Annotated in this window: 16 protein-coding genes; 5 read left to right on the forward strand and 11 right to left on the reverse strand. The window is 68.4% G+C overall.

What is annotated here, in order from left to right:
• Positions 1-413 precede the first annotated feature (413 nt).
• The 4 genes from AC559T_RS15980 to AC559T_RS15995 all read left to right on the forward strand — a co-directional run bounded on the left by AC559T_RS15980 (position 414) and on the right by AC559T_RS15995 (position 4,817).
• Positions 414-1,064: a class E sortase gene (locus tag AC559T_RS15980; RefSeq protein ID WP_235014115.1), complete on the forward strand. Its 651-nt coding sequence runs from the start codon at positions 414-416 to the stop codon at positions 1,062-1,064.
• Positions 1,065-1,076: 12 nt separating this feature from the next.
• Positions 1,077-1,235 (forward strand): hypothetical protein, encoded by a 159-nt coding sequence (locus AC559T_RS15985; protein WP_200835324.1) that lies wholly within the window; start codon positions 1,077-1,079, stop codon positions 1,233-1,235.
• Between the two features lie 631 nt (positions 1,236-1,866).
• Complete coding sequence (locus AC559T_RS15990; protein WP_498869246.1) at positions 1,867-3,876, forward strand: putative bifunctional diguanylate cyclase/phosphodiesterase; 2,010 nt, start codon at positions 1,867-1,869, stop codon at positions 3,874-3,876.
• A gap of 257 nt (positions 3,877-4,133) precedes the next feature.
• On the forward strand, positions 4,134-4,817 hold the full coding sequence (locus tag AC559T_RS15995) for an arsenate reductase/protein-tyrosine-phosphatase family protein (RefSeq protein ID WP_498869326.1): 684 nt from the start codon (positions 4,134-4,136) through the stop codon (positions 4,815-4,817).
• A gap of 137 nt (positions 4,818-4,954) precedes the next feature.
• On the opposite strand, the gene AC559T_RS16000 is transcribed toward AC559T_RS15995, so the two are convergent.
• Positions 4,955-6,160, reverse strand: coding sequence for a glycosyltransferase family 4 protein (locus tag AC559T_RS16000; protein ID WP_498869247.1), 1,206 nt, complete (start codon positions 6,158-6,160; stop codon positions 4,955-4,957).
• 546 nt (positions 6,161-6,706) lie between these two features.
• On the opposite strand from AC559T_RS16000, the gene AC559T_RS16005 reads away from it, so the two are divergent.
• Positions 6,707-7,546 carry a class I SAM-dependent methyltransferase gene (locus AC559T_RS16005; protein WP_160144288.1) on the forward strand — a complete coding sequence of 280 codons (840 nt, stop codon included), beginning with the start codon at positions 6,707-6,709 and terminating at the stop codon, positions 7,544-7,546.
• Between the two features lie 180 nt (positions 7,547-7,726).
• Here AC559T_RS16005 and AC559T_RS16010 read toward each other — a convergent pair whose 3' ends face one another.
• The 10 genes from AC559T_RS16010 to AC559T_RS16055 all read right to left on the reverse strand — a co-directional run bounded on the left by AC559T_RS16010 (position 7,727) and on the right by AC559T_RS16055 (position 21,316).
• Complete coding sequence (locus tag AC559T_RS16010; RefSeq protein WP_498869248.1) at positions 7,727-8,950, reverse strand: glycosyltransferase family 4 protein; 1,224 nt, start codon at positions 8,948-8,950, stop codon at positions 7,727-7,729.
• A 354-nt stretch (positions 8,951-9,304) separates the two neighbouring features.
• Positions 9,305-10,678, reverse strand: coding sequence for a DUF8712 domain-containing protein (locus AC559T_RS16015; RefSeq protein WP_498869249.1), 1,374 nt, complete (start codon positions 10,676-10,678; stop codon positions 9,305-9,307).
• Between the two features lie 285 nt (positions 10,679-10,963).
• Complete coding sequence (locus AC559T_RS16020; protein ID WP_498869250.1) at positions 10,964-11,959, reverse strand: CgeB family protein; 996 nt, start codon at positions 11,957-11,959, stop codon at positions 10,964-10,966.
• A 19-nt stretch (positions 11,960-11,978) separates the two neighbouring features.
• Positions 11,979-13,322 (reverse strand): oligosaccharide flippase family protein, encoded by a 1,344-nt coding sequence (locus tag AC559T_RS16025; protein ID WP_498869251.1) that lies wholly within the window; start codon positions 13,320-13,322, stop codon positions 11,979-11,981.
• A 165-nt stretch (positions 13,323-13,487) separates the two neighbouring features.
• A complete protein-coding gene (locus tag AC559T_RS16030) occupies positions 13,488-14,315 on the reverse strand; it encodes a class I SAM-dependent methyltransferase (RefSeq protein ID WP_112106859.1) in 828 nt (275 codons plus the stop codon).
• On the reverse strand, positions 14,308-16,302 hold the full coding sequence (locus AC559T_RS16035; protein ID WP_498869252.1) for a heparinase II/III domain-containing protein: 1,995 nt from the start codon (positions 16,300-16,302) through the stop codon (positions 14,308-14,310). The genes AC559T_RS16030 and AC559T_RS16035 overlap by 8 nt, the downstream gene beginning before the upstream one ends.
• Positions 16,299-17,294 (reverse strand): glycosyltransferase, encoded by a 996-nt coding sequence (locus tag AC559T_RS16040; RefSeq protein ID WP_235014121.1) that lies wholly within the window; start codon positions 17,292-17,294, stop codon positions 16,299-16,301. Before AC559T_RS16040 ends, AC559T_RS16035 begins: the two co-directional genes overlap by 4 nt.
• Complete coding sequence (locus AC559T_RS16045; protein ID WP_498869253.1) at positions 17,291-18,214, reverse strand: NAD(P)H-binding protein; 924 nt, start codon at positions 18,212-18,214, stop codon at positions 17,291-17,293. The genes AC559T_RS16040 and AC559T_RS16045 overlap by 4 nt, the downstream gene beginning before the upstream one ends.
• Positions 18,211-19,632, reverse strand: coding sequence for an asparagine synthase-related protein (locus tag AC559T_RS16050; RefSeq protein WP_498869254.1), 1,422 nt, complete (start codon positions 19,630-19,632; stop codon positions 18,211-18,213). The genes AC559T_RS16045 and AC559T_RS16050 overlap by 4 nt, the downstream gene beginning before the upstream one ends.
• 364 nt (positions 19,633-19,996) lie before the next feature.
• Positions 19,997-21,316, reverse strand: a complete 1,320-nt coding sequence (locus tag AC559T_RS16055; RefSeq protein ID WP_498869255.1) for a glycosyltransferase family 4 protein — start codon at positions 21,314-21,316, stop codon at positions 19,997-19,999.
• Positions 21,317-21,344 lie beyond the last annotated feature (28 nt).

Here is a 21,344-nt window from a genome sequence, read left to right on the forward strand (position 1 = left end):
TGCCGGTGCCGGACCCGCCCACGGACCTGCCGCCTGCCGACGCGCCTACGGAGTTGCCGCCTGCCGACGCGGCGACCGAACTTCCGGTGTCGGAGCCGGCGACGGATCGCCGGCACCTGGCTGATTCGCTGACGGATCTGCCTGTCCAGCCCGGAGCCGAACGTCCTCCGGCTCCGCCGTCGCCGACCGCGGATCCGCACCTGGGGGAGCCGGCGCATCGGGGGGCACGGGCGGCGCCCGGAGGGCCTGGCCGGAGCCGGGGCGCTCGGCGGCCCGGGCTGGTCCGCCACACCCCCTGGTCACGGCGGGTCCAGCCCGATCGAGCGGACGGCCGGAGACGCCGGCGTAACCCGGTGGCGGGGCTGGCGGATCGGCCGGTTGGCGGTCGGGTCTCCCGGGGCCTTGGCGAAGTCATGATCACAGTGGGTCTGGTGGTGGTGCTCTTCCTCGCCTACCAGCTGTGGATCACCGACATATTCGCGGCCAGGACGCAGGACCGGCTCCGAAGCGACCTGACCACGGCGTGGTCTCGACAACCGCATCCTCCCGCGCCCGGCGAAGAGACGAAACCGCGACCGGTCGTGCCGCCCGTCGAACTGGGTGAGGGAGTCGCGGTACTGCGGATCCCCCGCTTCGGAGCCGACTACGCACCCGTCATCGTGGAAGGTGTGTCGGCGGCGGCGCTACGCCGCGGACCTGGACATTTCCCGGGTACTGCCATGCCGGGCGACGTGGGGAACTTCGTCGTCTCCGGCCACCGCACCACGTACGGAAAGCCGTTCAGCCGGTTGGACGAGCTGAGAGCGGGCGATCCGCTCGTGGTGGAGGTGGCGGACCGGTATTTCACCTACCGGGTCACCGGCTCGGAGGTCGTGGATCCCCATCGGCTGGACGTGACCTACCCGGTTCCAGAACATGCCGGAGTCGCGCCCACCAGCGCATTGATGACACTCACCACCTGCCATCCACGGTTCTCGGCGCGGAGTCGACTCATCGTCTTCACCCAGCTCGACGAGACCACAGACAAGTCCGACGGACCGCCTCGTGCGCTTGCTGACAAGTAGAAGGAAACGAGAATGTACAGCTGGATCTACCGGCACCTGCCGGGGCCGGCACGGGTGCGGATCCCGCTCGCGGTGCTCCTCGTGCTGTTGGCCGTCACCTTCCTGTTGCTGGTGGTGTTTCCGGCGGTCGAGCCACATCTGCCCGCTACGAGAGTAACGGTCAGCGACTAGGCGTGGCGAGTGGCGCGAGCGTTGCCTCTTGTGGCATGGCGACTCGTCCGACAGTCCTTCGCCTCCGACGGACCACATGCAGACCACGTCGTGCCATTGTCACGCTGTTCGTCCGTCCAACGATCGCCGCTAATCGGGAAATCGTTCGGTAGCGCGTTCCACCGGAGAAGCATGCGGGGTAGGTTCGGCTCCCGCCGGTCCGGAAATCCCCGGGCGTCGGATAACCTGCCAACTCGTGCGCGTTACGCTCGCACACCGCAGGGACGAACGAACCGGGCGCAAGGGGCCCGCCCTGGTGGTGGGCAAAGCGCGGGGGCGTCCGTTCCACGACGGAGCAGGTTCGACTTCGGGGGCAAAATCGTATGGTCAGGCTAGTTTGTTCTTTGATCGGTTCGGTGGGTGCGGGCCGATGGTGACGTCATTGCATGTGAGTCGGGCCGTCCGGCATCTCGCCATGCCGATGGCCCGGCGGTGCCAGATATCGCCCGATTTGGCCGCCTACAACGGTTCTGCGGCGTGTAACGGTCCGGGTGTGCGCGGCGATGTTGCAGCGGGCGGCGGAGAGGAGCCGCTGGATGATCCGACGGTCGTTCCCGCCATGGCGCAGTCGCCGACCGCCGGACCCTCTCCGATGGTCCTGGGACTGGCGCCCTGGGCCGGCGTCGTCGCGTCCGCGGCCGTGGTCCTTCTCGTGGCGGTCGTGTCCTGGTGGGCGGCGATCAAGATGCTGGCCCCCTCCGGAGCGATCACCGCATCGGTGGCGATGGCCGCGGTGGCGTGCCTGCCCCTGTTCGGGATGGGTAACCGGATGGTCGCGCCGATCCGTCGCCGCTGGCACAGCTCGGACGAGCTGACCGGTCTGCCCGGTCGTCGCCATTTCGTCGAGACCGCATCCCGCTGGCTCGGGGGCGGTCACCGAGCCCGGGGCTCGGTGTCGGCGGCGCTCATACTGATCGATCTCGACCGCCTCCGGGACATCAACGGAACCCTCGGCCACGAACACGGTGACCGCATGCTGGCCACCGTCAGCGCCCGGCTGCGTTCCGTGCTGCGCCCCACCGACCTGCTCGCGCGGGTCGACGGCGACGAGTTCGCGGCGCTGCTGCGGGACGTCGACCTCGCCGGCGCCGAGGCCGTGGCCCGGCGGATCCGGGATGCGCTGAGGGTCCCCGTCAGCCTGGACGACCTGCGCGTCCAGGCGGACGCCAGCGTCGGCATCGCCCACGCCCCCGAGCACGGGCGCGGCATCCTGGAGCTCATGCGGCGGGCGGAGGAGGCGATGTACGCGGCCAAGGGGGCCCACACCGGCCAGCGTGTCTACGACCCCGCCTGCCAGCTCGGCAACCGTGCCCAGCTGGGGTTGCGGGCCGATCTGCGGGAGGCGCTGGACGAAGGCCAGATCGAACTCCGCTACCAGCCCAAGGCCGATATGCGCAGCGGCCGGATCAGCGGTGTCGAGGCTCTCGTGCGATGGCGCCATCCCACCGGCGGGCTCCGCCCGCCGAACATGTTCCTGCCCGAGATGGAACGCGCCGGCCTGATGGGGCGCCTGACCCAGCGGGTCCTCGACATCGCCCTCGCCGACTGCGCCCGCTGGCACGCGGCCGGGGCCGCCCTGGCCGTGTCGGTGAACGTGCCCGCCTCGGTCATCGTCGACCACGGATTCGTGAAGCTGGTGCGCGGTGTGCTGGCGCGCCACGGCCTGCCGGCGTCGGCGCTGGTGGTCGAGATCACCGAGGACGGGCTCATCACGGTCCTGGAGCAGGCACAGCGGACTCTCTGCGGTCTGCGTGACCACGGAGTGCGGGTCAGCCTCGACGACTACGGCACAGGCCTGTGCTCACTCGCCTACCTGCGGGAGCTTCCTGCGGACGAGGTGAAGCTCGACCAGCGGTTCCTGCGTGACATCGATCGTGACTCCTCGGCGGCGGAGATCGTCCGGTCCACGGTCGCGCTCGCGCACGCCCTCCGGCTTCGGATCGTCGCGGAGGGGGTCGAGACGTCGCGTTCGTGGGCGTCGCTCGCGGCCTGGCAGTGCGACGAGGTCCAGGGATACTTCGTCTCCCGCCCGCTCGTCGGAGAGCGGGTGCTGAGCTGGCTGCGGGAATGGGGTGACCGGCTCCGGTGGCTGCCTTCTGCGGCGGATCCCGCTCCGACCGGCCCGATCAGTGTCACCGCCGCCTCGCGCGTCGCCCGTGCGAACCCGGCGGGCACTGACAGGAGCACCCGGTCTTTTCCACCCTCGTCGGGAACTATCCCCGCGGTGCCGGCTGTGGCCGCCTCGCCGACGAACTCGGCCCCACCGCCGACCCCGGCGTCGTCCATACCGCCGACTTGCTCCCCGGCGGTCACGGGGCCGGTGCCGCTGCCGGACGCGCGGACCGTTCCCGTCTCGCTCACGAGAACGGTCGGGCCTTCGAATCGGGTGGCGACGGCATCGATGATCGCTTCGGGCGGGGCTGACAGCGCTGGTTCGGCGTCCGGCGACGAGGAGCCGAACCAGCCCGAACATCTTCTGCGTGCCATGCCAGACGAAAGTCCGGGCCCGTGGTCGATGGGATTCCGCGCGTCGCAGCACGCCGATGCCCGGAGCCGACGACTGTCCGGTCAGCTCATGCGTGACGGGCGTCTGACCGGGTAGGCGAGCGTCCAGCGCCGCAATCGGCCGGGTCCAGATTGCCGATCATCCGGCCCGCCGTTCGGCGCTGCACTCCCAGACAGGGGAAGCCGTCAACGACACGGCTGCCGACCGATGCTGTAAGGCCTGGCGCAACAATGCGAGCACCTATAGTAGTTCCCTGGGGTCTCACAGTAGTTCCACGGTCGCGATCTTGGTCGCATGGCGCGATTTCGTGTGCTGTACGCAAGCACCGGCAGAAGCAAGGATGGGGCCGCGTGATGGTCGGGCGTTCGGACGGCGTGTCGGAGCGGGAACGCTGGTCGGTCCTCATGGTCTGCACGGGCAACATCTGCCGCTCGCCGATGGCGGAGCGCCTCGCCCTGGCTCGCCTGACCCGGCTCGCGGGGCAGGCGGGCCTGTCAGGTGCGTCGGAACCGGCGGCGAGCGTCAGCAGCGCGGGAGTCCGTGCGCGGGTCGGCGAGCCCATGGACACGCATGCGGCGACCGTGCTGGCCGAGCGGGGAGCGGACTTCGTCGGATTCCGTTCCCGCCAAGTGACTTCCGTGATCGTGGACCAGGCGGACCTCGTGCTCTGTGCGACGCGGGCCCATCGGGCCGAGGTCGTCAGGCTCGCACCGCGCACCGTCCGGCGAGCCTTCACGCTGCGTGAGTTTGCGCGCCTGGTCGATACGGTCGAGTCGGAGCGCGTCGAATCGTCGGTCGCCGAGCTCGCTGCCCACGACCGGCGCGGACGTCTCCGTGCGGCGGGAAGGACGCTCGTCATGGCCGGGGCGGCCGCTCGTGGCGTGCTTCCTCCGGCCGCTCCGGAGGATGACGATCTTGTGGATCCGGTGGGCTGCGACCTCGATGCCTTCCGTGCGTGCGCGGAAGCCATCGAGGCTGCTCTCCAGCCACCGACCCGCCTGCTCGGCGTCCTGCTGGGGACCGTGGCCGCCCGTTGACGGTAGGCGACTCCTGGCCACCGCGCTGGTCGCGCTCACGTTCATCGAGAGCGCCCACAGGAGGCGAGCTGACGCCGCGGTCAGGGGTGCCTCCACATCAACCGGATGGTTCAACGTGTCGAGGAAGCGAGGTCAGGTCAGCGCGGGGAGGCGATGCGGCCGCCTCCACCTCCCCCGGTTGACCGGGTCGGCCGTACATCGCCCCGCCGGCGCGGAATGACCGGACCGCTCGTGGTCTGAGGAGCGACGGCGGTCAGTGTGGTCATCACCAGCCGGGTGTAGCTCGCCGGATCCGTCGTCGCCTGCGCCCAGTCCGTGGCGCGGTGGCCCATACGCGCCAGACAGGCGCGGTCGGCGAACATGCCGCAGAGGATTTCGGTCAGCGCCTCTGGAGACTCATCGGGCGGGGTCCGGCCAGTCAGGCCCTCGAGGTAGGCGTCGCGCGAACCGCCGGATGCGGGTCCGATCACGGCGCAGCCGGCGAGCTGCGCTTCCATCAACACGATCCCGTATCCCTCACCGCTGGCCGGAGGATCTGTTCGGGTGCACAGTGCGAACACGTCGGCGGCCGCGTACAGCCTGGCCAGCGCGGCGTCGTCTGGAGACTCGTGCAGATCGATGTACTCGTGGGCGGCGACGAGCTCATGCAGGGCTCCGGGCGCGGGCCCCTTCCCCGCGACCACCAGCCGTACCGGTCCGGCTGTCATGCGGGCGGCCGTCACGGCCTTCACGAGTTCAGGGAACCCCTTGGCCTTCCAGACTCCAAGCCTGAAAACGCTCAGTACTGTGGGAACAGCAGACGGCGGGCGCTGTCGGGATCCCTCGGCGAGCAGCATGTCCCGCCACGCCCGCGGTATTCCGGGTGGAAGGATCTTCGCCGTTCCGACCGGAACCAGGCCTCCGGCGCTGTAGGAACTGACCGCTACCGGATACAGAAGTGGATCGCGTCTAATGATCCGAAGAAGTGCCCGCCTGCGTCCCCAGATGTCGATGCCGTGGAACACGACGGGCACCCGGTGGGCTCCGGCCAGTCGTGCCGCCAGGCACGCGACCGGCGCAAGACTGACATGCCCGACAACGATGCTGTCGACTCGGCCCAGCCGGGATATGGACGCCAGCGTCCGCAGGATGTAGCGGGCCTGGCTGTGCACCGTGTGCGACGTGGATGCGTCGAGCAGGTCGAAGCGCCGGATGTCCGCTCCACCGGCACGCAGATGGTCCTCGATGGTGCCCAGGTAGCGCTCGATCCCCCCACCCAGACCCCGGGATGGCGCCAGCAGCACCACCCGCGGCGGGCGTGTGCCAGGTTCCACGGTGGACTTCCGGCCTCTCAAGATGGTCACGGAAGGTAATGGTAAAGGTGCTGTAGGTGATCGTCTGTCTCCGGTGAGCGTGTCCACGATTCGCTGTGGGGATGCCACCCGGCCTGGTGACCCGGCCTGGTGACCCGAGCCGGTTGGAGTGGGCGCCGGGCCAGCCGTAGCCGGTGAGTCGTTCTCGCTCGGTATGCGGACTACCGGCTTGCCAACACGGGCGTCGGATGTTCCTATGGCTGCCTGCGACCGACACCGACCGGCTTACCCGGTTGGAGCCTGCTTCCGGGAAACTCGGTGACGTAAGTCCGATCCCGGAATTGTCTGGGAAGAAAACTGCATGCCATCGACTCAACCGGGGCGAACCGGCGAGCGAATTCTCCGTGTCCCGTGTCGTGGCTGCTCGCGTGCCCCGGTACTGGTCAAACATCGATTACGCTGCCATCTGTAGGTGGCGACACGCGGGTACCTCACTCTTCTGCCTTCCTGTTGTGTGGGCAGCGATTTCAAGCGCCGCGATGGCCGTGAGTGGTATGTCGGGGGTTCCTAGTCCCGGCATGCGAGATGGGAGACGACATGTCGTACACGTGGTCGTCGCCGACTGACGTTGTCGGCGATCCGGGTGACGGAGTGGGGCCGGAAACCCAGCCGTCCAATCGAACCGATCTCTATTTTGCCGAGGTCGCGGACACGTGGGTCGACAGATACACCCGGAACCCCTCCTTCCAAGAACGTCTGCGAGCGGTCGCGGGTGCAATCGAACCGGTATTGGTGAGGTCTTCTTCCGCATGGGTTCTGGACTTCGGCGGGGGACCGGGGGTGTTCAGCACGCTGTGCGCCGGTCGGGCGGCTTTCGTGCTGAACCTCGAGCCCTCGGTGGACATGCTGTGGGCCGGGGTCCGCAGCGCCGGTGTGATGGCCTCGGCGGTCCGACAGGCCACCGGCGCGGATCCGGGAGAGGTGCACAGCGTCGCCGGTTCGCTGGAGGTACTCGGGCCGAAGGCGAGAGGGCGGTTCGATCTGGTTCTGGCGATCGCGGTACTGGAGTACCTAGAAGATCCGTCCGGCGCGGTCCGGTGCCTGGGTGAACTGCTCCGCCCGGGAGGCACGATGGTCCTCACCGTGCCGCGGGCCCGTTCGTTGGTACGCCGTGGAGAGCGCGCGCTCGCACCAGTGCTGGAGAGAGCCGGACGGCTGGTCGGCTGGCGGCAGGTCCGAGACCGGTCGTACACGAGCCTTCGGCCACACAGGGATGACGTGCCGTGGGTCGAAGGTTTCAGCGCGGCCGACGGGGGCGATGGCTTTCAGGTGGAGTTCAGACAGGATTTGGCGTTGGCCGGCACCTGGCCGAAATCGTTGGCTCGACCTAACGAGATCATTGTCGCGCGGAAGGCCGTTCCAGTGGATGCCATCTGATCGTTGACCTGCCGCGGAGGTTACGTGCGGCATCGGCTCGGTCCAGCGCCTGAATCAACATGGGAATCACACGCGGGACGTCGCCGGGAGCTGCTCCATGGAGCTGGTCTGGCTGACAGGCAAGACCCGCGACCCCTTCCGTCTCATAACGGAAGGAATTCCCCTGACCCACCGTACGGACTACTGTGCGCCCGCCGCCCGGACGGAGGCGACGGCCCGAAGGAAGCCGGCTATCGACGCCTCGAGGTCGATCTCTGGGATGATCTTCTCTGATTCCATTGCCATCCTTGCCAACTCCTCAGGACGGCGCCGCAGATCGTCGAGGATTCGCGCAAGGCCGTGGACGTCTCCCGCCGCATGGATCCGGCCGTTGAGTCCAGGCCGGACATCGTCGGTCGGCCCGACCGAGCCCACGAGATCGGTGGTGACCACTGGAAGCCCGCACAGCACGGCTTCCTTGACCGCCACCGGATGCGCGTGCAGTTCGGCCGGGTGGAGGTAGACGTCCGCGGCCATGTAGAGCCGGGGGAGATCCTGCTCCTGGTTGACGAACCCGACCAGTTTCAATTTTCCGTCCAGATCGGCGGCGGCTGCCTCGAGCGCTGGCCGCAGCACGCCGTCGCCAGCCAGGATCGCGACGACGTCCCGGTTGTCCGGTGTTCGGGCCAGCACCCGGATGGCGTCGGCGATGTCAAGCGGCCGTTTTCTGTCCACCAGTTTCCCGGCGAACAGCGCGACGAGCGCATTTTCCGGAATACCGAGTTCAGCCCGCACCGCGGCTCGAAGGTCGGCTCGTTTCAGCCGGGCTTCTCGCAGGATCTCGTTGTCCGTCGGCAGCGGTGTCCGGAACATGCGGAACCGTGGGACGCCGTAGTGCGCCAGGTAGGCCTCGTTGAGGTCACCAATTGTGAGGAAGCCGCTGATCGATCTGAAGAGGGCGGGCAGGGTGATACGTTTGCCGGCCTGGACCGGCAGCGACCGCGGGTGGAGCAGCTCGCTGTCGCTGAACATGAGCGACGGCACGCCCCGTCGACTGCACCAGGCCAGCGCCGCGATCGCGTAGGCACGGCCGTACCCGTGCACCAGCACGCAGTCAGGCTGCAGGCGGTCGAGACGCCGCACGAGCTTGCGAACGGCCTGCTGACATGGGCGCGGGTGTTTCCAGTCCGGGCCGACCTCGAGGTCTGCGACGAACTCGTGGGAATAGCCGGAGGTTACTGCGGAGCCCCATTGGATCTCGACGCCGAAGTTGGGATCCAGGTATTGATCGAGGCCGGCCCGGGACATGAACAGGACCCGCAGGTCGACGTCCCGTTCGGCCAGGGCCGAGTAGAAGGGCGCGAAGTGTTGAATCGGGTTGGAAAGTACAACCGCAACCCTCGCTGCGGCAGGCGGCAGTGCCATCTGGGCTGAACTCCTCACGGTAGCCGGTGGTGGTAGGAAGCCATAAGGTTCGCGACCCGGAGAGGAGTACCTTGTCACGCTTGGTTATCGGGAACCAGTACTGCATAACGCGTGTCGAGTCCGAAGTTGACCAGGGATTTTCCTGGCTCGTTACATTCGGCGGTGGTGCGTCGGGGGTGGCGTAGCCCCTGGACCGGAGTCGTGGCCGACCAGGCGCAATGTACCCCCTGCGCGCTACACGGACCGACTGAGACACATTGGGGCCGCGATATCCGACGTCGCCAGAGATGATTGCGAACCGCGACCGCGACCCGCGGCGTGGATGGCCGAGTCACGGTGCTGCTCCGGTCGGGTTTACACCCGGGGGCTCTGGTGGCTGAGCGATCTCACCGTACTCGACGGAGCAGCCTTCGGGGATGCGATGGCCGACGCGTCCGTTCGTGGAGCGGGGTGTGTGGTGGCGGTGGAAGAAGCCTTGGGGCGGAATGCGAACCGACAGACCAGGGAAGCTGTGAGAAGGGTGAGAGGCAAACCCGCAATCACGCTTGTGAGGGCGGCCTCCGCCTTGATGAACTGGAGGAAGAAGGGGAAGTAGATGATCACAAGTCGGAGATCGTGCCGTGGATGCAGAGTGCGGTCGACAAGTCGGATCATCGCTCCGATGACGAACATCCCGACGAGCAGGACGAGGGGACCGCCGTGCTGGTAGAGATCAGCGACAGGTGGTATGGCGGCGCTGGTGTAGACACCGGGGCCGGTGCCCAGATAGACCCGCGCGAATTCTGCGCCGGAGCTGACGACCGGCTTCGAGGACCAGATGATCCGGGGGATCAGCCCCAGTACCGGCGCGTACAGGTAGTCGGACGGGGGGTGGTAGGCGTACTGGGTCGGTGTCGTCTGGACCACCACGGCGAAGTTGTCGATCTGGCGGGTCCGGTCCGACATGAGATCGACGGTGTCCCTGAATCGGCTGCCCGCATCCCGGGTGAGAGTGTCCTCCAGAATCTCCGGTGCCTGCCTGAAGGCGTCCGAGGGCGTCAGCGTGTAGTCGGCGCTCCGCGAGTTCTCCCGGTATGCCTGGATGAAGGGCACGACGCCTATGATGAACACCACAAGGGCGGCTGAGGTGACCTTCCAGGGGAAGCGGCCACGGACGGCGAGCACCATCGCAGGCGCAAGCACGGCGAGAATGAAATGCTGCTTGCCGCCGGCGAGGCTGCCGAGCACCACCTGAGTCGCAGTCAGCGTGATCATGGTCACCCGCGAAGCGGTCGTCCGCTGTTGGGTGAATGCGATGGCCGCGACTATCAGTGCATAGTTTCCGCACTGGACCATGACATTGACGAGCTGGCCGGTCGACGCTGGGTTGGTGAGTAGCTGGGACGGATCCCCAACATAGCCGAACCTACCACCGGTCAGCTGGACGAGGCGCCCCAGAACGGAGATTCCGAACAGGATCCAGGGGGTGCTCGCTCCGCGGACTCTGGTCTCGTCGGCCTGAACTGCGCCGCTGGCGATCCGCCGGCCGAGACGGGTCATGAGCCGCCCTGGACCGACAAGGTAACCCAGAAGCCACGCGATCACCGCCGCATGGAGGAACAGCAGCGTCAGGAGCACGCTCTCCTGCGTGATGCGGGCGTTGGTGCCTTCCTGTTGGTTCCGCCAGGCCAGGGACGTCAGGCCGAAACCGATTCCGAACCAGACCAGATACCAGCTTCCGGCGTGCATCGAGCCGAGTCCCAGGGACCGGTTCCGCCGTGACCCGACCACGACCAGGCCGCCGACGGAAAGAAGCATCAGGCTCACGCAGCGAAGGGTTATCCGGTCCGGGACCGTCGTCGGGCGCACGCCCTCGACCAGAAGCAGCACTCCCGACGCGAGGACAGCCGTCGCCCCGAGTGGCCAGGACCAGGATCCGGGGAAGCGTGTGGCGGCGGACCTTTCCACGGGCCATCCAGCGGCTGTCGGCGCCCGGCTCGGCGACGGATGCATTGACCGTCTGGCTGATGTCATTCAGATCAGGATCTCAAGGAGTCGGGCAAGACGCTTGTCGTAGGTGTGATCGGCATGCGCCCGGGCGGTCGCGGCGTCACCCAGAGCGTGTGCGGCCTCAGGCGTGTTCGCCAGCATCTTGATATGGGCGAGCAACTCGTCGAAATCGTGAAAGGACAGTACCTCGTAGTCGGGGCGGAACAGGTTTGGGACTTCACGCCGATGCTCGGTCAGCACCGCCGCGCCGCAGCCGGCCGCTTCGAACAGCCGGGAGTTCACCCCGTCAATCTCCGCGGGGTGCATGCTGTTCAGAACTCCCGCCGCCCTGCGGAAGACCCGTGCCTTCTCGGTGCGGGCGATGTATCTCCCGGTGTGCGCCATGCGGATACGCCCGTCGGTGATCCAGCGTGGTATGGGCTGGCCGTAGATCCGCAGGGGGACCTGATGGTCGAGGAGCAGCGAGAGAAGCCGGGCCCGCGTACCATAAATGTTTCCCGCGACCACGATGTGGCCCGCGGCCTCACAGGGACCGTCGTCCGCGTCGCTCGCTACACGGTGCCATGCCGGGTTGCACCCCTGGGGGAGATAGTGCATCGGGAGGCGCAGCATCCGAGAAAGCTTGTCGACGAGAGTGGGCTCTTTTGAGAAGATCGCGTCAAACGGTATCGAAGCTACCGAGGTCGGTAGGTTGGAGACGGCGTCGGGATACCAGAGGCAGACCTTCGCCCCGGATCGGCGTATCGTGGTGACAGTGGATGGAAAAAGCCATGCCTGAACACTGATCACTGCGTCGAGCTCGAGTTCTGACGCTTTCCTCGCGAGTCGTCGCTGGGTGAATTCGAGCGTCGCTGGAAATGCTTGGGTGAGCAAGTTGACGCCGCGATGTACGTTTTTTCTTCGACTGCTGTAGCGGGCTGGTCCAAGGTGGTGGGCGGAGGCTCCGAGGGTCTCCAGTCCCATGGCGATGTTCTCGGCGAAGCTGTCCTGGTAGACAGGACCGATGATACCTACCCGCATCGCTGCTCCATCCTTCTTGTCAGTTCGGAGTTTGATCCGCCCGCATGGGCGCGGTCCGCGGGTTGGCAGAGCGGACCCGGGCTCGCAGCCGTCCAGCCAGCGCCGCCGGCCTGGCGTTCGTCTGGCGGACCACGGTCTGGAGCAGCAGTAGGAACGCAACCCCATAGGCGACCGACGACGCGACCGCGGCGCCCATCACTCCCATTATCGGTGGGAGAAGGACATTCAGGCTGATGGTGAGGACGAGCGCTATGCCCTCGGCTCGGGCGACGGAACTCGACCGGTCGAAACCCCGCAAAATGTCGCCCATCACCTTGTTGGTGCCGTATACCGCGGCACCTGGGGCGAGAGCGAACAGCAGCGGAGCTACATTGTCGAAGGATGGCCCTAGAACTGTCTCGACCAGGAGGGAGGTGATTCCGCACACGGCGAGTGAAGCGGCGACCCCGATGCTCATACTGCCGAGGAGCGCGGTTGTCAGAACGCCCTGGCCTACGACGGATTTCCGGTCCCGGGCCGCCGCGATCCTGGGCATCGCGACAGTGCCGAACGCTGCCGTGACGGGTTGGGGGAGCAGACTGAGCGACACCGCGACGGCATAGTTCCCCAGCGCGGCCGGCGGCACCATCAGGGTGAGGATCAGCTGGTCGAGCCGCGCGTTGAACAGGTAGGGAACCCGGGAGGTCCAGTTCACCAGTCCATAGCGCATCGTCGGGGCCACCAGTCGGCGGTTGAAGCGCCCGTCTCCGGGTATCCGATTCCGGCGTAGGAGCCAGCCGGCGACGCACTGGACGAGGATCGAGCTGATCAGCGCGAGCGTCATGCCCAGGATGTGCGCCTGGCCGAGAACGGCCACCAAGGCCACCGCGATCGCGTAGCAGACCGGCTGCACCAGGGACGTCAGATTCCAGGCTCGTACGTCGGTCGCCTGCAGGGATGACGCCCACACTCCACCGAGAAAAATCAACGGTTCTACGGCAAACGCGAGCCGGAGCGCTGTGACGCCCTCCTCCGGATGCCCGTGCATGATCAGTGGGGCGGCAAAGTACCCGACGGTACCCGCGAGGACGCCGCAGAAGAAGATCAACCATGCGCCGGTTCGCACGATGTCCGCGGCCTGATCTCGCAGCCTCGCGGTGTAGAAGCAGACGGATGTGGTGATGCCACATTCCAGCAGGGCGGCCGTGGACATCGTGTAGACAACGACTGCGGCGAATGTTCCCCGGTCGGCGCTGCCCAGAAAGCGAGCGGCGCAGAGTCCGGTGATCGTGCCCACCGCGGCGCGGACGATCCCGGTACCGGCCGTCTGCCTGACCGCGCGAAGGTATGTCGGCTGGCCCGCGTGATGTCTGCCCGGACTCATATGCCGGCTGCCCGCCGATGCGGCGGACCGATGGTGCCGGAAAGGAACGTTCTCATGCTGGTGTTGGTCCGTTCCATCTGCGACGGCCAGGGAGCGGAGCTATCGAGCTTCGACTACTGGAAGTAGTTTAGTGTGTGCCGACTGTAGCTTTCGGGTGTCTCGGCTTCACTGTGGCGCGTGGGCGACCGCGAGAATGTTGCGCGTCACGATCCGTCCGTGGCGGTAGCCGCCCTCGGCGGCGAGCGCGAGCGTGATCAGTCCGCTGACTCCCTGCCAGATCAGCCATCGGGCGGCGCTCGCTGCTCCGTGCACCACAGGCCGGCACGGATAGATCTGCACATTCGTGAAGCCGGTGGTGACGAGCGCCTGCCGGAAGCTGCCTGGCGTGAAGAAGGTCTCGTGCGTGAGATCGCCGAAGACGACGCCTCCGCCGAGTGGGCTCGCCGCGTTCGGCACTCGAGCGATCAGCGTTCCGCCGGGATGCAGCGCGATGGCGGCGAGATCGAGGATGTCGAGGACTTCCTGGCGCACGAGATGCTCGAGTACGTCCAGCGCCGTGATTACTTGGAACCCCTCTGGTGACGTCTCGAGTGCTGTCCGGATGTCGCGTTGTTCGACTCCCGTGACGCCGTTGTGGCGCGCGATCGAGACCTGTTCCGCACTGACATCCACGCCGCGGGCGTGGCGGTAGCCGTGACGTTGCATCTCTGCCACCAGGTGACCCTGGCCGCAGCCGAGGTCCAGAATGGAGGCTCGGCGGTCGGCTGGCAGGTGCGCGGCGATGTCCCGACCGAACAGCAGCCGTGTGGCTTCTGCTCCCCCGGTTCCCGCATGGGTGGACGCGTACCGGGCGTACATGCGGTCCAGGTCGGTTGTGCGACCTCTCCGCTGGCGCGGTGTCGACGGTTGCGCGGCGGGCGGGGCGTCGGCGTGCGTCGCGGCGCGCGTGGTCGCCGACCGCGAGTCGACGGCGGTGCTCAGGGAGTCAGGCATCGTTTTCTCCTGGCGTTTCCGGCCGGTCGCCGGATTGCGCCGTTCTGATCGCGTCCGGCGGCTCGGCGGTGATCTCTGTTCGCACGTGAACGGGAAGCGTGCTGGTGACGAGATAGATCGCCGTCGTCGCCGGCGAGGCTGTCTGCCATCCCGTTGCGCGGTGACGGGTGACGAGCGACCAGGTTCCGTCTCCCGCGGCACGTACTCGCAACGTCCGTGCCGGGACGGTGGGCATGCGGACGTCCAGGATGCCCGGGGATCCGCCGACCGACGGTCGGCTCACCTCGAACCCGGGCGGGAAATGGAGGAACACGCGCACGTGGTGCACGCCGGCACCGGTGACCTTGTCGTCGACACGCAGTCCGGACTGGGTCAGTGTCCATCGCCGGGTATGGGTGGGCCGACCGGGGAGATGCCGGAATCCGTCATGCGACGCGGTCATGTCGACACCGGCCGAAGTGCAGGCGACCTCGGACAGGCGCGGGCGGGCCCGCCGACCGACCCGGAAGGCTCCCCACGTCTCGCTTGAGTCCGTGTCGTCCACGGTCACGGTCGAGTGCGCCGCGGAGCCGCGTTCCGCGTCCCGGGTCGGTCCGCGGTCGTAAGTGGATGTGCCGGTGTCCACCAGCACGGCAACGTCTCCGTGCCAGAGGAGGAACGACAGGGTGTCCGCGTGGGCGTGCGCCGGCAGGTCGTCGGGACAGGCGACACCGACGTCCGCGAGCACATGCCAGGGGCCCGCCGTCATCGTGACGAGGCCGGTGTCGGCCAGCAGGATGGACCGAGCCGCCGATCGAGCCGCCGCCGCGGCTGCCGGTCGGGTCTCCTCCCGTGCGACCGGGGGGCCTGCGGACTCCGGAGAGCGGGTTCGCTGAGACCTGGGCTCAGGGACCTCGTCGCCCGCCGGGGTCGAGCCCCGCAGAAGCTCGTCGAGTACCCCGGGGCCTGGTGGGTACCCGTCGTTGAGCAGCGGCAGGGCTCCGTCGGGTCCCATCACCGTGGCCAGCCAGGCCCGCATGGAGGCTGTCGCCGCAGGTAGTCCGGCGGGAACAGGGATGTCCGCGGCGGACAGGAGACCGATGACATCGTCGAGGTCGGCCAGCACCTGGCAGTGGTAGGCCGGTGCTCTCTCGTAGTGGCCGCCGTCGGTGAGGATCTGCCGGTCGATCTCGACCATCAGCCTGTCCAGCCACCGGCGACCGTCGGCGCGGTCGCGTGCCGCGACCGCCAGCCCGAGGAGTGCTTTGAGGTTCTTGAGCAGGTGGTTGCCGCCTACGTCGGTCTCGCGGTTCGCACGCAGGAACGAGCGGTGAAGTCCCAGGTCATGGCGGATCGTGTCGCCAACCGGCGTCCCATACGCGAGGCGCGGCCCGAGGGCACACAATGTCCACGCGCGCAGCGACACGACGTACGGTGACCAGGACACCCCCCTGCCTGGCCGGTCTGTGGCCCGCCAGGAGCGGTAGAGCCGCGTGAACATCTCGCTGCCCCAGGACGGGTCGCCTGCTCGGGCGAGGTTCCAGGCCCAGTCCCAGTAGTGCAGGTGGTAGCGCCAGAGCAGTGGCGCGTCGGCCTGCTCCCAGTCCGCGGCTTCGGGACCCGCCTCCGCCGGAAACAGCACCCGGGAGTGGCCGAGGAGCGAGAGGCGACCGTGGCGGATCTCCGTCACGCCGGCTTCCGTCACGCCGGATTCCGGTGGCGGGATCCTGCCGTCGAAGGGCACGAAGGCGGCCGGCCAGCCGCCCCCGACCTCTTCGCGCGCAGGCGTGACCACGATGGGGATGCGTGTGAGGACGGCCCGCCGGCCGCGGAGCCGGACGCGGGCCACCACCTGGCCGGCGCGCAGGTGCCGAACAGTCCGCAGGTAGCGCCCGACCGGGGCGGTGACGCCTGTGCCGCCCGATCCTGGAGCGATACCTTCGGGGCGCGGCCCGGCAGGCGCGGGCACGCACCCGGGTACGGCGGGCTCACGGTCCAGGAGAGTCATCGGTCGGCGCGCCCGAGAAGCCAGTCGAAGTACCGGCCAGGGTCGAACGGGTTCGCAGCCTCCCGCTCGAGCTTCGCGCTCAGAGCCGCCTGCAGGGCCGCCGCCATCGACTCGACCTCCTGGCGTTCGTATCCGATGAGGCTGGGCCCGGCGACCTCCCGGTTCTGGGCCGTGTCCCGGGCGACGACTGGCACGCCTGCCACACGTGCCTCGGCGAGTGGATAGCCGAACGACTCGATCCGGGTCGGGTAGAGAACGGCCTGGCTGCTGCGCTGGAAGGCCTCCAGCCGTTCAGGGGACAGCCTGCCCGCGAACCGCAGGTGCCGGCAGTCCAGGATTCCCTCGCCGGCGGCCTCCTTGACCGAGGCTGTGACGACGATCGTGACCTCGGTGCCGAGGTGGGCCTCGACCAGGTCCGCCGCGTGGTCCGCGGTACGTAGCACGTCCCCCATTGCCTTGAACCGTTCGAACACCACGGGGCACAGCAGCTGACCGGGTGTTCGTTCGTGCGCGGGCACCGGTGGCGGTGCGGTCAGCGGGTGCGGCCGCACCACCAGCCGTGTCGACAGCGAGGGGCACGCAGTACGGACCCGATCTGCCATGTGGTTGGTGGGCACCACGATGGCGTCGGCGCGTGCGGCACACGCGCGAACGACACGGGCGTCGACGCGGATGCCAACCGGAAGGCCCCCCGGGATGCCGCGCACATCATCGGGGGCCAGGAAGTGCAGCACATTGCGAAGGAGGACCCGGCGTTCACGGCCGGTGCGGAGGAAGGCCACGTTGTTCAGCGCCACCGCGCGCTCGTACCGCCCCGGACGCTCCCTGCGCACGACCCACGTGGGCGTCAGTCGCCGGTCCCGCCCGATCACCCGGATCCCGTGGGACGGTCGTGCCCGCAGATACGAGTCCAGTTCCCGCAGGAGGCGCAGCGCTCCGCCCATGCGCGCGCCGGCACAGTCGACGAGGACCCCGTCCCCCGCGGTCGTCACGGCGACACCCAGGTCGTCTCGGCCGGCCGGGCTGCCCGGCGACGTCCGCGCGCTCCCAGGAGCACTGCCTCGGCGCGGATGCCCTCGACGAACGACCGGGGCGCGAATCCGAGGTCCCGGCGGGCCGCACCGATGTCGAACGCCTTGTCCTCGACGAGGCGGGCGATCTGTTCGGCCTTCAGCCGGGGACGGGCGGCCCGCTTCTCATAGCTCCCGACGAGTGCCCGCACCGGTGACACCGGTACCGGGACGCAGAGCACCCGGCGACCGACGGCGGCGCCGGCCGCCGCGACGATCTCCCGGAACGTCAGGCTCTCGGGTCCCGCGGCGTCGTAGCAGCGACCGACGGCGATCTCGGCGTCCGCGGCCCGCAGGATCAGCGCGGCGAGATCGTCGACATGCACGGGTTGCTGGAGTTGATCTCCCCCGCCGGGCACCGGCAGCACCGGGCAGCGGCGCAGCAATGTCAGCAGCCGGGCCATGTTGCGGTCGTCCGGAGCGCCGTAGATCATGGTCGGTCGGATGATCGTCCAGTGCAGATCGCTGGTGCGGATGGTGTTCTCAGCGGCGGTGCGCACCGCCTTGGAGGGGGGATCCAGGGTGGTGAAGATGCCGGTGGTGGAGATGAACAGGGCGCGGTGCAGCCCCGCGGCCCTGGCGGCGGCAACGAGCATCCCCGCATGGCCGAACCCGAGGGACGCTATGTTGAGCAGTGTGCGGCCGGCCGCGGCGCGGAAGGCATGGTCGATCGACCGTGGGTCGGCCAGGTCGCCGGGAACCGGGGTCGCGCCCAGGTCCCGAAGCAGGTGGGCCGAGCGAGGACTTCGCACGAGCGCGCTGACCTCGTGACCCGCCCTGACCGCCTGCTCCACCACCCGCCGGCCGAGAAATCCGCTCCCGCCGGTCACGAAGAGGTTCATCGGGCTGTCACCACCTGCGACACCCCCGCGGGCGCTCCGTCTGCCGCGGACCTTGCCCGCGGGTCTGCGCACCCGGACCCGACGCGGGTCTCCCGCGCGACCGGCTCGACATGCGCCAGCGTGAGCAGCAGGTCGATCGCATGAGGAACCCGATCCCGAACTATCGCTTCGCGCTGCCGCCTGGTGGTGAAGGCGTCGAGGGAGGACTCCTCGATGATGCGTTCGTGCACCCGCTTGTCCTGCACGACTCCCGCGAACGCGTTGTAGCTGACGACGGGCGGCTTCCTGCGCAGCCAGTATCCGGCGGGCGCTCGGCGGTACATCACCGGCTCGAAGGGGGTCGGATATTCCAGGAGCCGGGGGAGGTTCCGCTCGATGACGAGGCGGTGGAAGTTGCAGCCCATGCGTTCGACGCGGGGCATCCGGGCGGCGGCACGAATCCAGCGGCTGTCGAGGAAGGGAGAGACGGTCGGGATGTTCGTCCGGTAAAGAGCCAGCCCGTTGCCGTGGAAGTGCCTGACCCGCTGCACGGAGAAGAACCGATCGAGGTGCGCCAGCCCGTCGCCGGGGCCCTCGACGAGGCGCGCGATCTCGTCAGCCAGTCGCAGCGAGTCGCGGGGGCTGTCGGTCAGCAGCGGGAGATAGCGCGCGAACCGTCTCCGCCGCCACTCGGTACGCGCCGCGAAGAACGCTCGGACGAACGCGTCGCCGCCCCGCCCGAGCGTTCGCGCGAGGGCGCCCCGGTTGCAGTAGGGGGTACGCACGAGCTCGCCGTTGGTCCCGACGACATGGGGAGTCGCTCCGTAGGCGCGTGCGCCGACCGTGTAAAGGTAGGTGTGCCAGTTCGCGGCCGTCTTGGTGCCGCCGGTGATCCGTACGATCCGCGCGGCGTGGGTGAGATAATCCGCCGGGTTCAGCTCGATCGTGTGATGGGGAATTCCGAGATCCCGGGCGATACGCGTCGCGATCACCTGGTCGGTGCTGTCCGGAGCACCCATCGTCAGTGCCTGCGGCGAGGACCCGACCGCGATCGCGCGTCCCAGCAGCAGGCGGGAGTCGAAGCCGCCGCTCAGCGAGATCAGCGGATGGTCTCCTGTGAGCTCGTCCAGGACCTCGTGGAGGACGTCGCTCACGTCCAGCGGGCTTAGTGCGGGCTCCTGGGGCAGGGTGTCCCAGAACGACGATCGGTTGATGGTCATCCGGCCGTGCGCGAAGCGGATGACTGCGGCGTTCGGGACCCGCCTGACGTCCGGATGCAGTGTGTCCTCGCCCGTTGGGTGTCCCAGCAGAGTCAGCTGGCGAACCGCTCGCTGATTCCATCTCCATGGCAGGCCCGCCTGTCTGACCAGGGAGAACACGTCCTGGCCGTGGAGGAGGCGGCCGTCCTTGACCACGTAGTAGTAAGGATGGGCTGACACTGCGGAAGTGATGATCATCTCTGTCGGGGCTTGCGGACCGTCCTGCCCTGGGGCAGGCTGAGCCTTCGCGCCCGACGCTGGATGATCCGGAGCGCAGCGGGCTGTCACCACGAAGTCACCCGGGATGTCCGTCGGGGAGATACCCCTGAGAACCGCTGTCAGGATGCGATCGGGCGACCAGGTCGAGTACCCGATGAGTTCCGGGTCGCCGGTCCTGCTTGGGGGTGCGGGGTCTCTGGCGGCCATGTCGTCTTTCGGATCGGGCCGGTGTGATCGCGGCGGGGTACGGAACTGAGCCTGGTGCTGGACCACGGATCTCGGCGAGGTGTGCCTTGACGAGCCGCCAAAATATCACCCTGAGTGGTCAACGATTGCGCATCGTAGTTGAAGGGCGTGTCATCTGGGGACCCACCCGCGTGCGGGAGACCTGGGGTGGAACCGAGCCCGGCCGCCCGCCGGCATCGGGCAGCAGGCTGAGGATCAGGTCGCGGTAGCGGCGTGCCAGCACCTCCCGATCAAAGTGAGCCTCGACGTGCGCACGCCCGGCGCGTCCCATCGCCGCGCGGCGGTCTGGGTCTCCAGCCATCTCGATGACCGCGTCCGCCAGCGCGATGGCGTTCTCCGGCGGCACCACCCGCGCGCCCGCATCCATCAGGATGCGGGCTGCCTCGCCGCGGACCGACCCGATGACCGGGCGACCGGCCGCGAGCATCTCGAACATCTTCGACGGGATGAACGTCTCGAACAGCGGCACGTCGCGCAGCGGAACCAGGCAGATGTCGGCCGCCGCGAGGAGGCCGGGCACCTCGTCGCGGCGCACCCCGGGCAGCAGCGTTGTGTTGGTCAGCCCGAGCTGGGCGACATGCGCGGCCAGCCGCCGTTTGTCCGCGCCTTCCCCGACGAAGGCGAAACGCACCGGTACTCCCCGCTCCGCCACCACAGCCGCGGCGTCCGCGATCGTGGTAAGTCCCTGGGAAATGCCGTGCGCACCCAGGTAAAGCACCACAACGTCGTCAGGCCCGGCACCCAGCCGCTCGCGCAGGCCGGCGGGCGCGGCCACCCCCGGCCGAAAGCGGGCCAGGTCCACTCCGTTCGGGATCGTGTGCACCTTGGCGGCCGGGATGCCGCGCCGCGTGATGTCCGCACGGAAACCCTCGGTGACCGTGACCACGGCGTCCGCGGCGTGGTAGGCAGCCAGTTCCAGCCGCTCCAGCGCTGCGATGATCCGTGGGCTGGTGATGACACCGAGCTGGACGAAGATGGCCGGCCACAGGTCACGGACCTCGACGACGAGCCGTGCCCGTCGGAGCCGGGCCAGGATCCAGGCAGATCCGAGGGAGAAGAAGGTGGGGGACGAGACCACCACCACGTCCGCCGGTCCGGCCGCGCGTGCGCCGAACACCACCGAGCTGGCCATGAAGGAAAGATGGCCGAGCGTCTTGCGGACCACCCCTTCGTTCGGGGTCGCGTACAGCCAGGTCCGCACGATCCGGTAGCCGTCGCCCTGCTCCAGCCTGCGCACGACCCGCCGGTACGCCTCCGGCACTATGCCGGTGGGATGGTTCGGAATGCCGGTGAGGACCGTGACGTCCAGTCCGTCGGCCGTCCACGCGCGTGCGGTCTCGGAGAGCCGGGCCTGCGGCGCACCGGTCTCGGGTGGGAAGTAGTGGGTCACGAGCAGCACCCGCGGCGCCCGGCCGCGTGCGGGCCCA

The sequence above is a fragment of the Frankia sp. Hr75.2 genome (assembly GCF_949319125.1).
Lineage (GTDB): Bacteria > Actinomycetota > Actinomycetes > Frankiales > Frankiaceae > Parafrankia > Parafrankia soli.

Coding starts and splice junctions, on each gene's coding strand:
- AC559T_RS16020 (WP_498869250.1), bottom strand. CDS start 11,959: ATGCGGGTAGGTATCATCGGTCCTGTCTACCAGGACAGCTTCGCCGAG.
- AC559T_RS15990 (WP_498869246.1), top strand. CDS start 1,867: ATGGTCCTGGGACTGGCGCCCTGGGCCGGCGTCGTCGCGTCCGCGGCC.
- AC559T_RS15980 (WP_235014115.1), top strand. CDS start 414: ATGATCACAGTGGGTCTGGTGGTGGTGCTCTTCCTCGCCTACCAGCTG.
- AC559T_RS16005 (WP_160144288.1), top strand. CDS start 6,707: ATGTCGTACACGTGGTCGTCGCCGACTGACGTTGTCGGCGATCCGGGT.
- AC559T_RS16025 (WP_498869251.1), bottom strand. CDS start 13,322: ATGAGTCCGGGCAGACATCACGCGGGCCAGCCGACATACCTTCGCGCG.
- AC559T_RS16015 (WP_498869249.1), bottom strand. CDS start 10,678: ATGCACGCCGGAAGCTGGTATCTGGTCTGGTTCGGAATCGGTTTCGGC.
- AC559T_RS15995 (WP_498869326.1), top strand. CDS start 4,134: ATGGTCGGGCGTTCGGACGGCGTGTCGGAGCGGGAACGCTGGTCGGTC.
- AC559T_RS16010 (WP_498869248.1), bottom strand. CDS start 8,950: ATGGCACTGCCGCCTGCCGCAGCGAGGGTTGCGGTTGTACTTTCCAAC.
- AC559T_RS16045 (WP_498869253.1), bottom strand. CDS start 18,214: ATGAACCTCTTCGTGACCGGCGGGAGCGGATTTCTCGGCCGGCGGGTG.
- AC559T_RS16030 (WP_112106859.1), bottom strand. CDS start 14,315: ATGCCTGACTCCCTGAGCACCGCCGTCGACTCGCGGTCGGCGACCACG.
- AC559T_RS16035 (WP_498869252.1), bottom strand. CDS start 16,302: ATGACTCTCCTGGACCGTGAGCCCGCCGTACCCGGGTGCGTGCCCGCG.
- AC559T_RS15985 (WP_200835324.1), top strand. CDS start 1,077: ATGTACAGCTGGATCTACCGGCACCTGCCGGGGCCGGCACGGGTGCGG.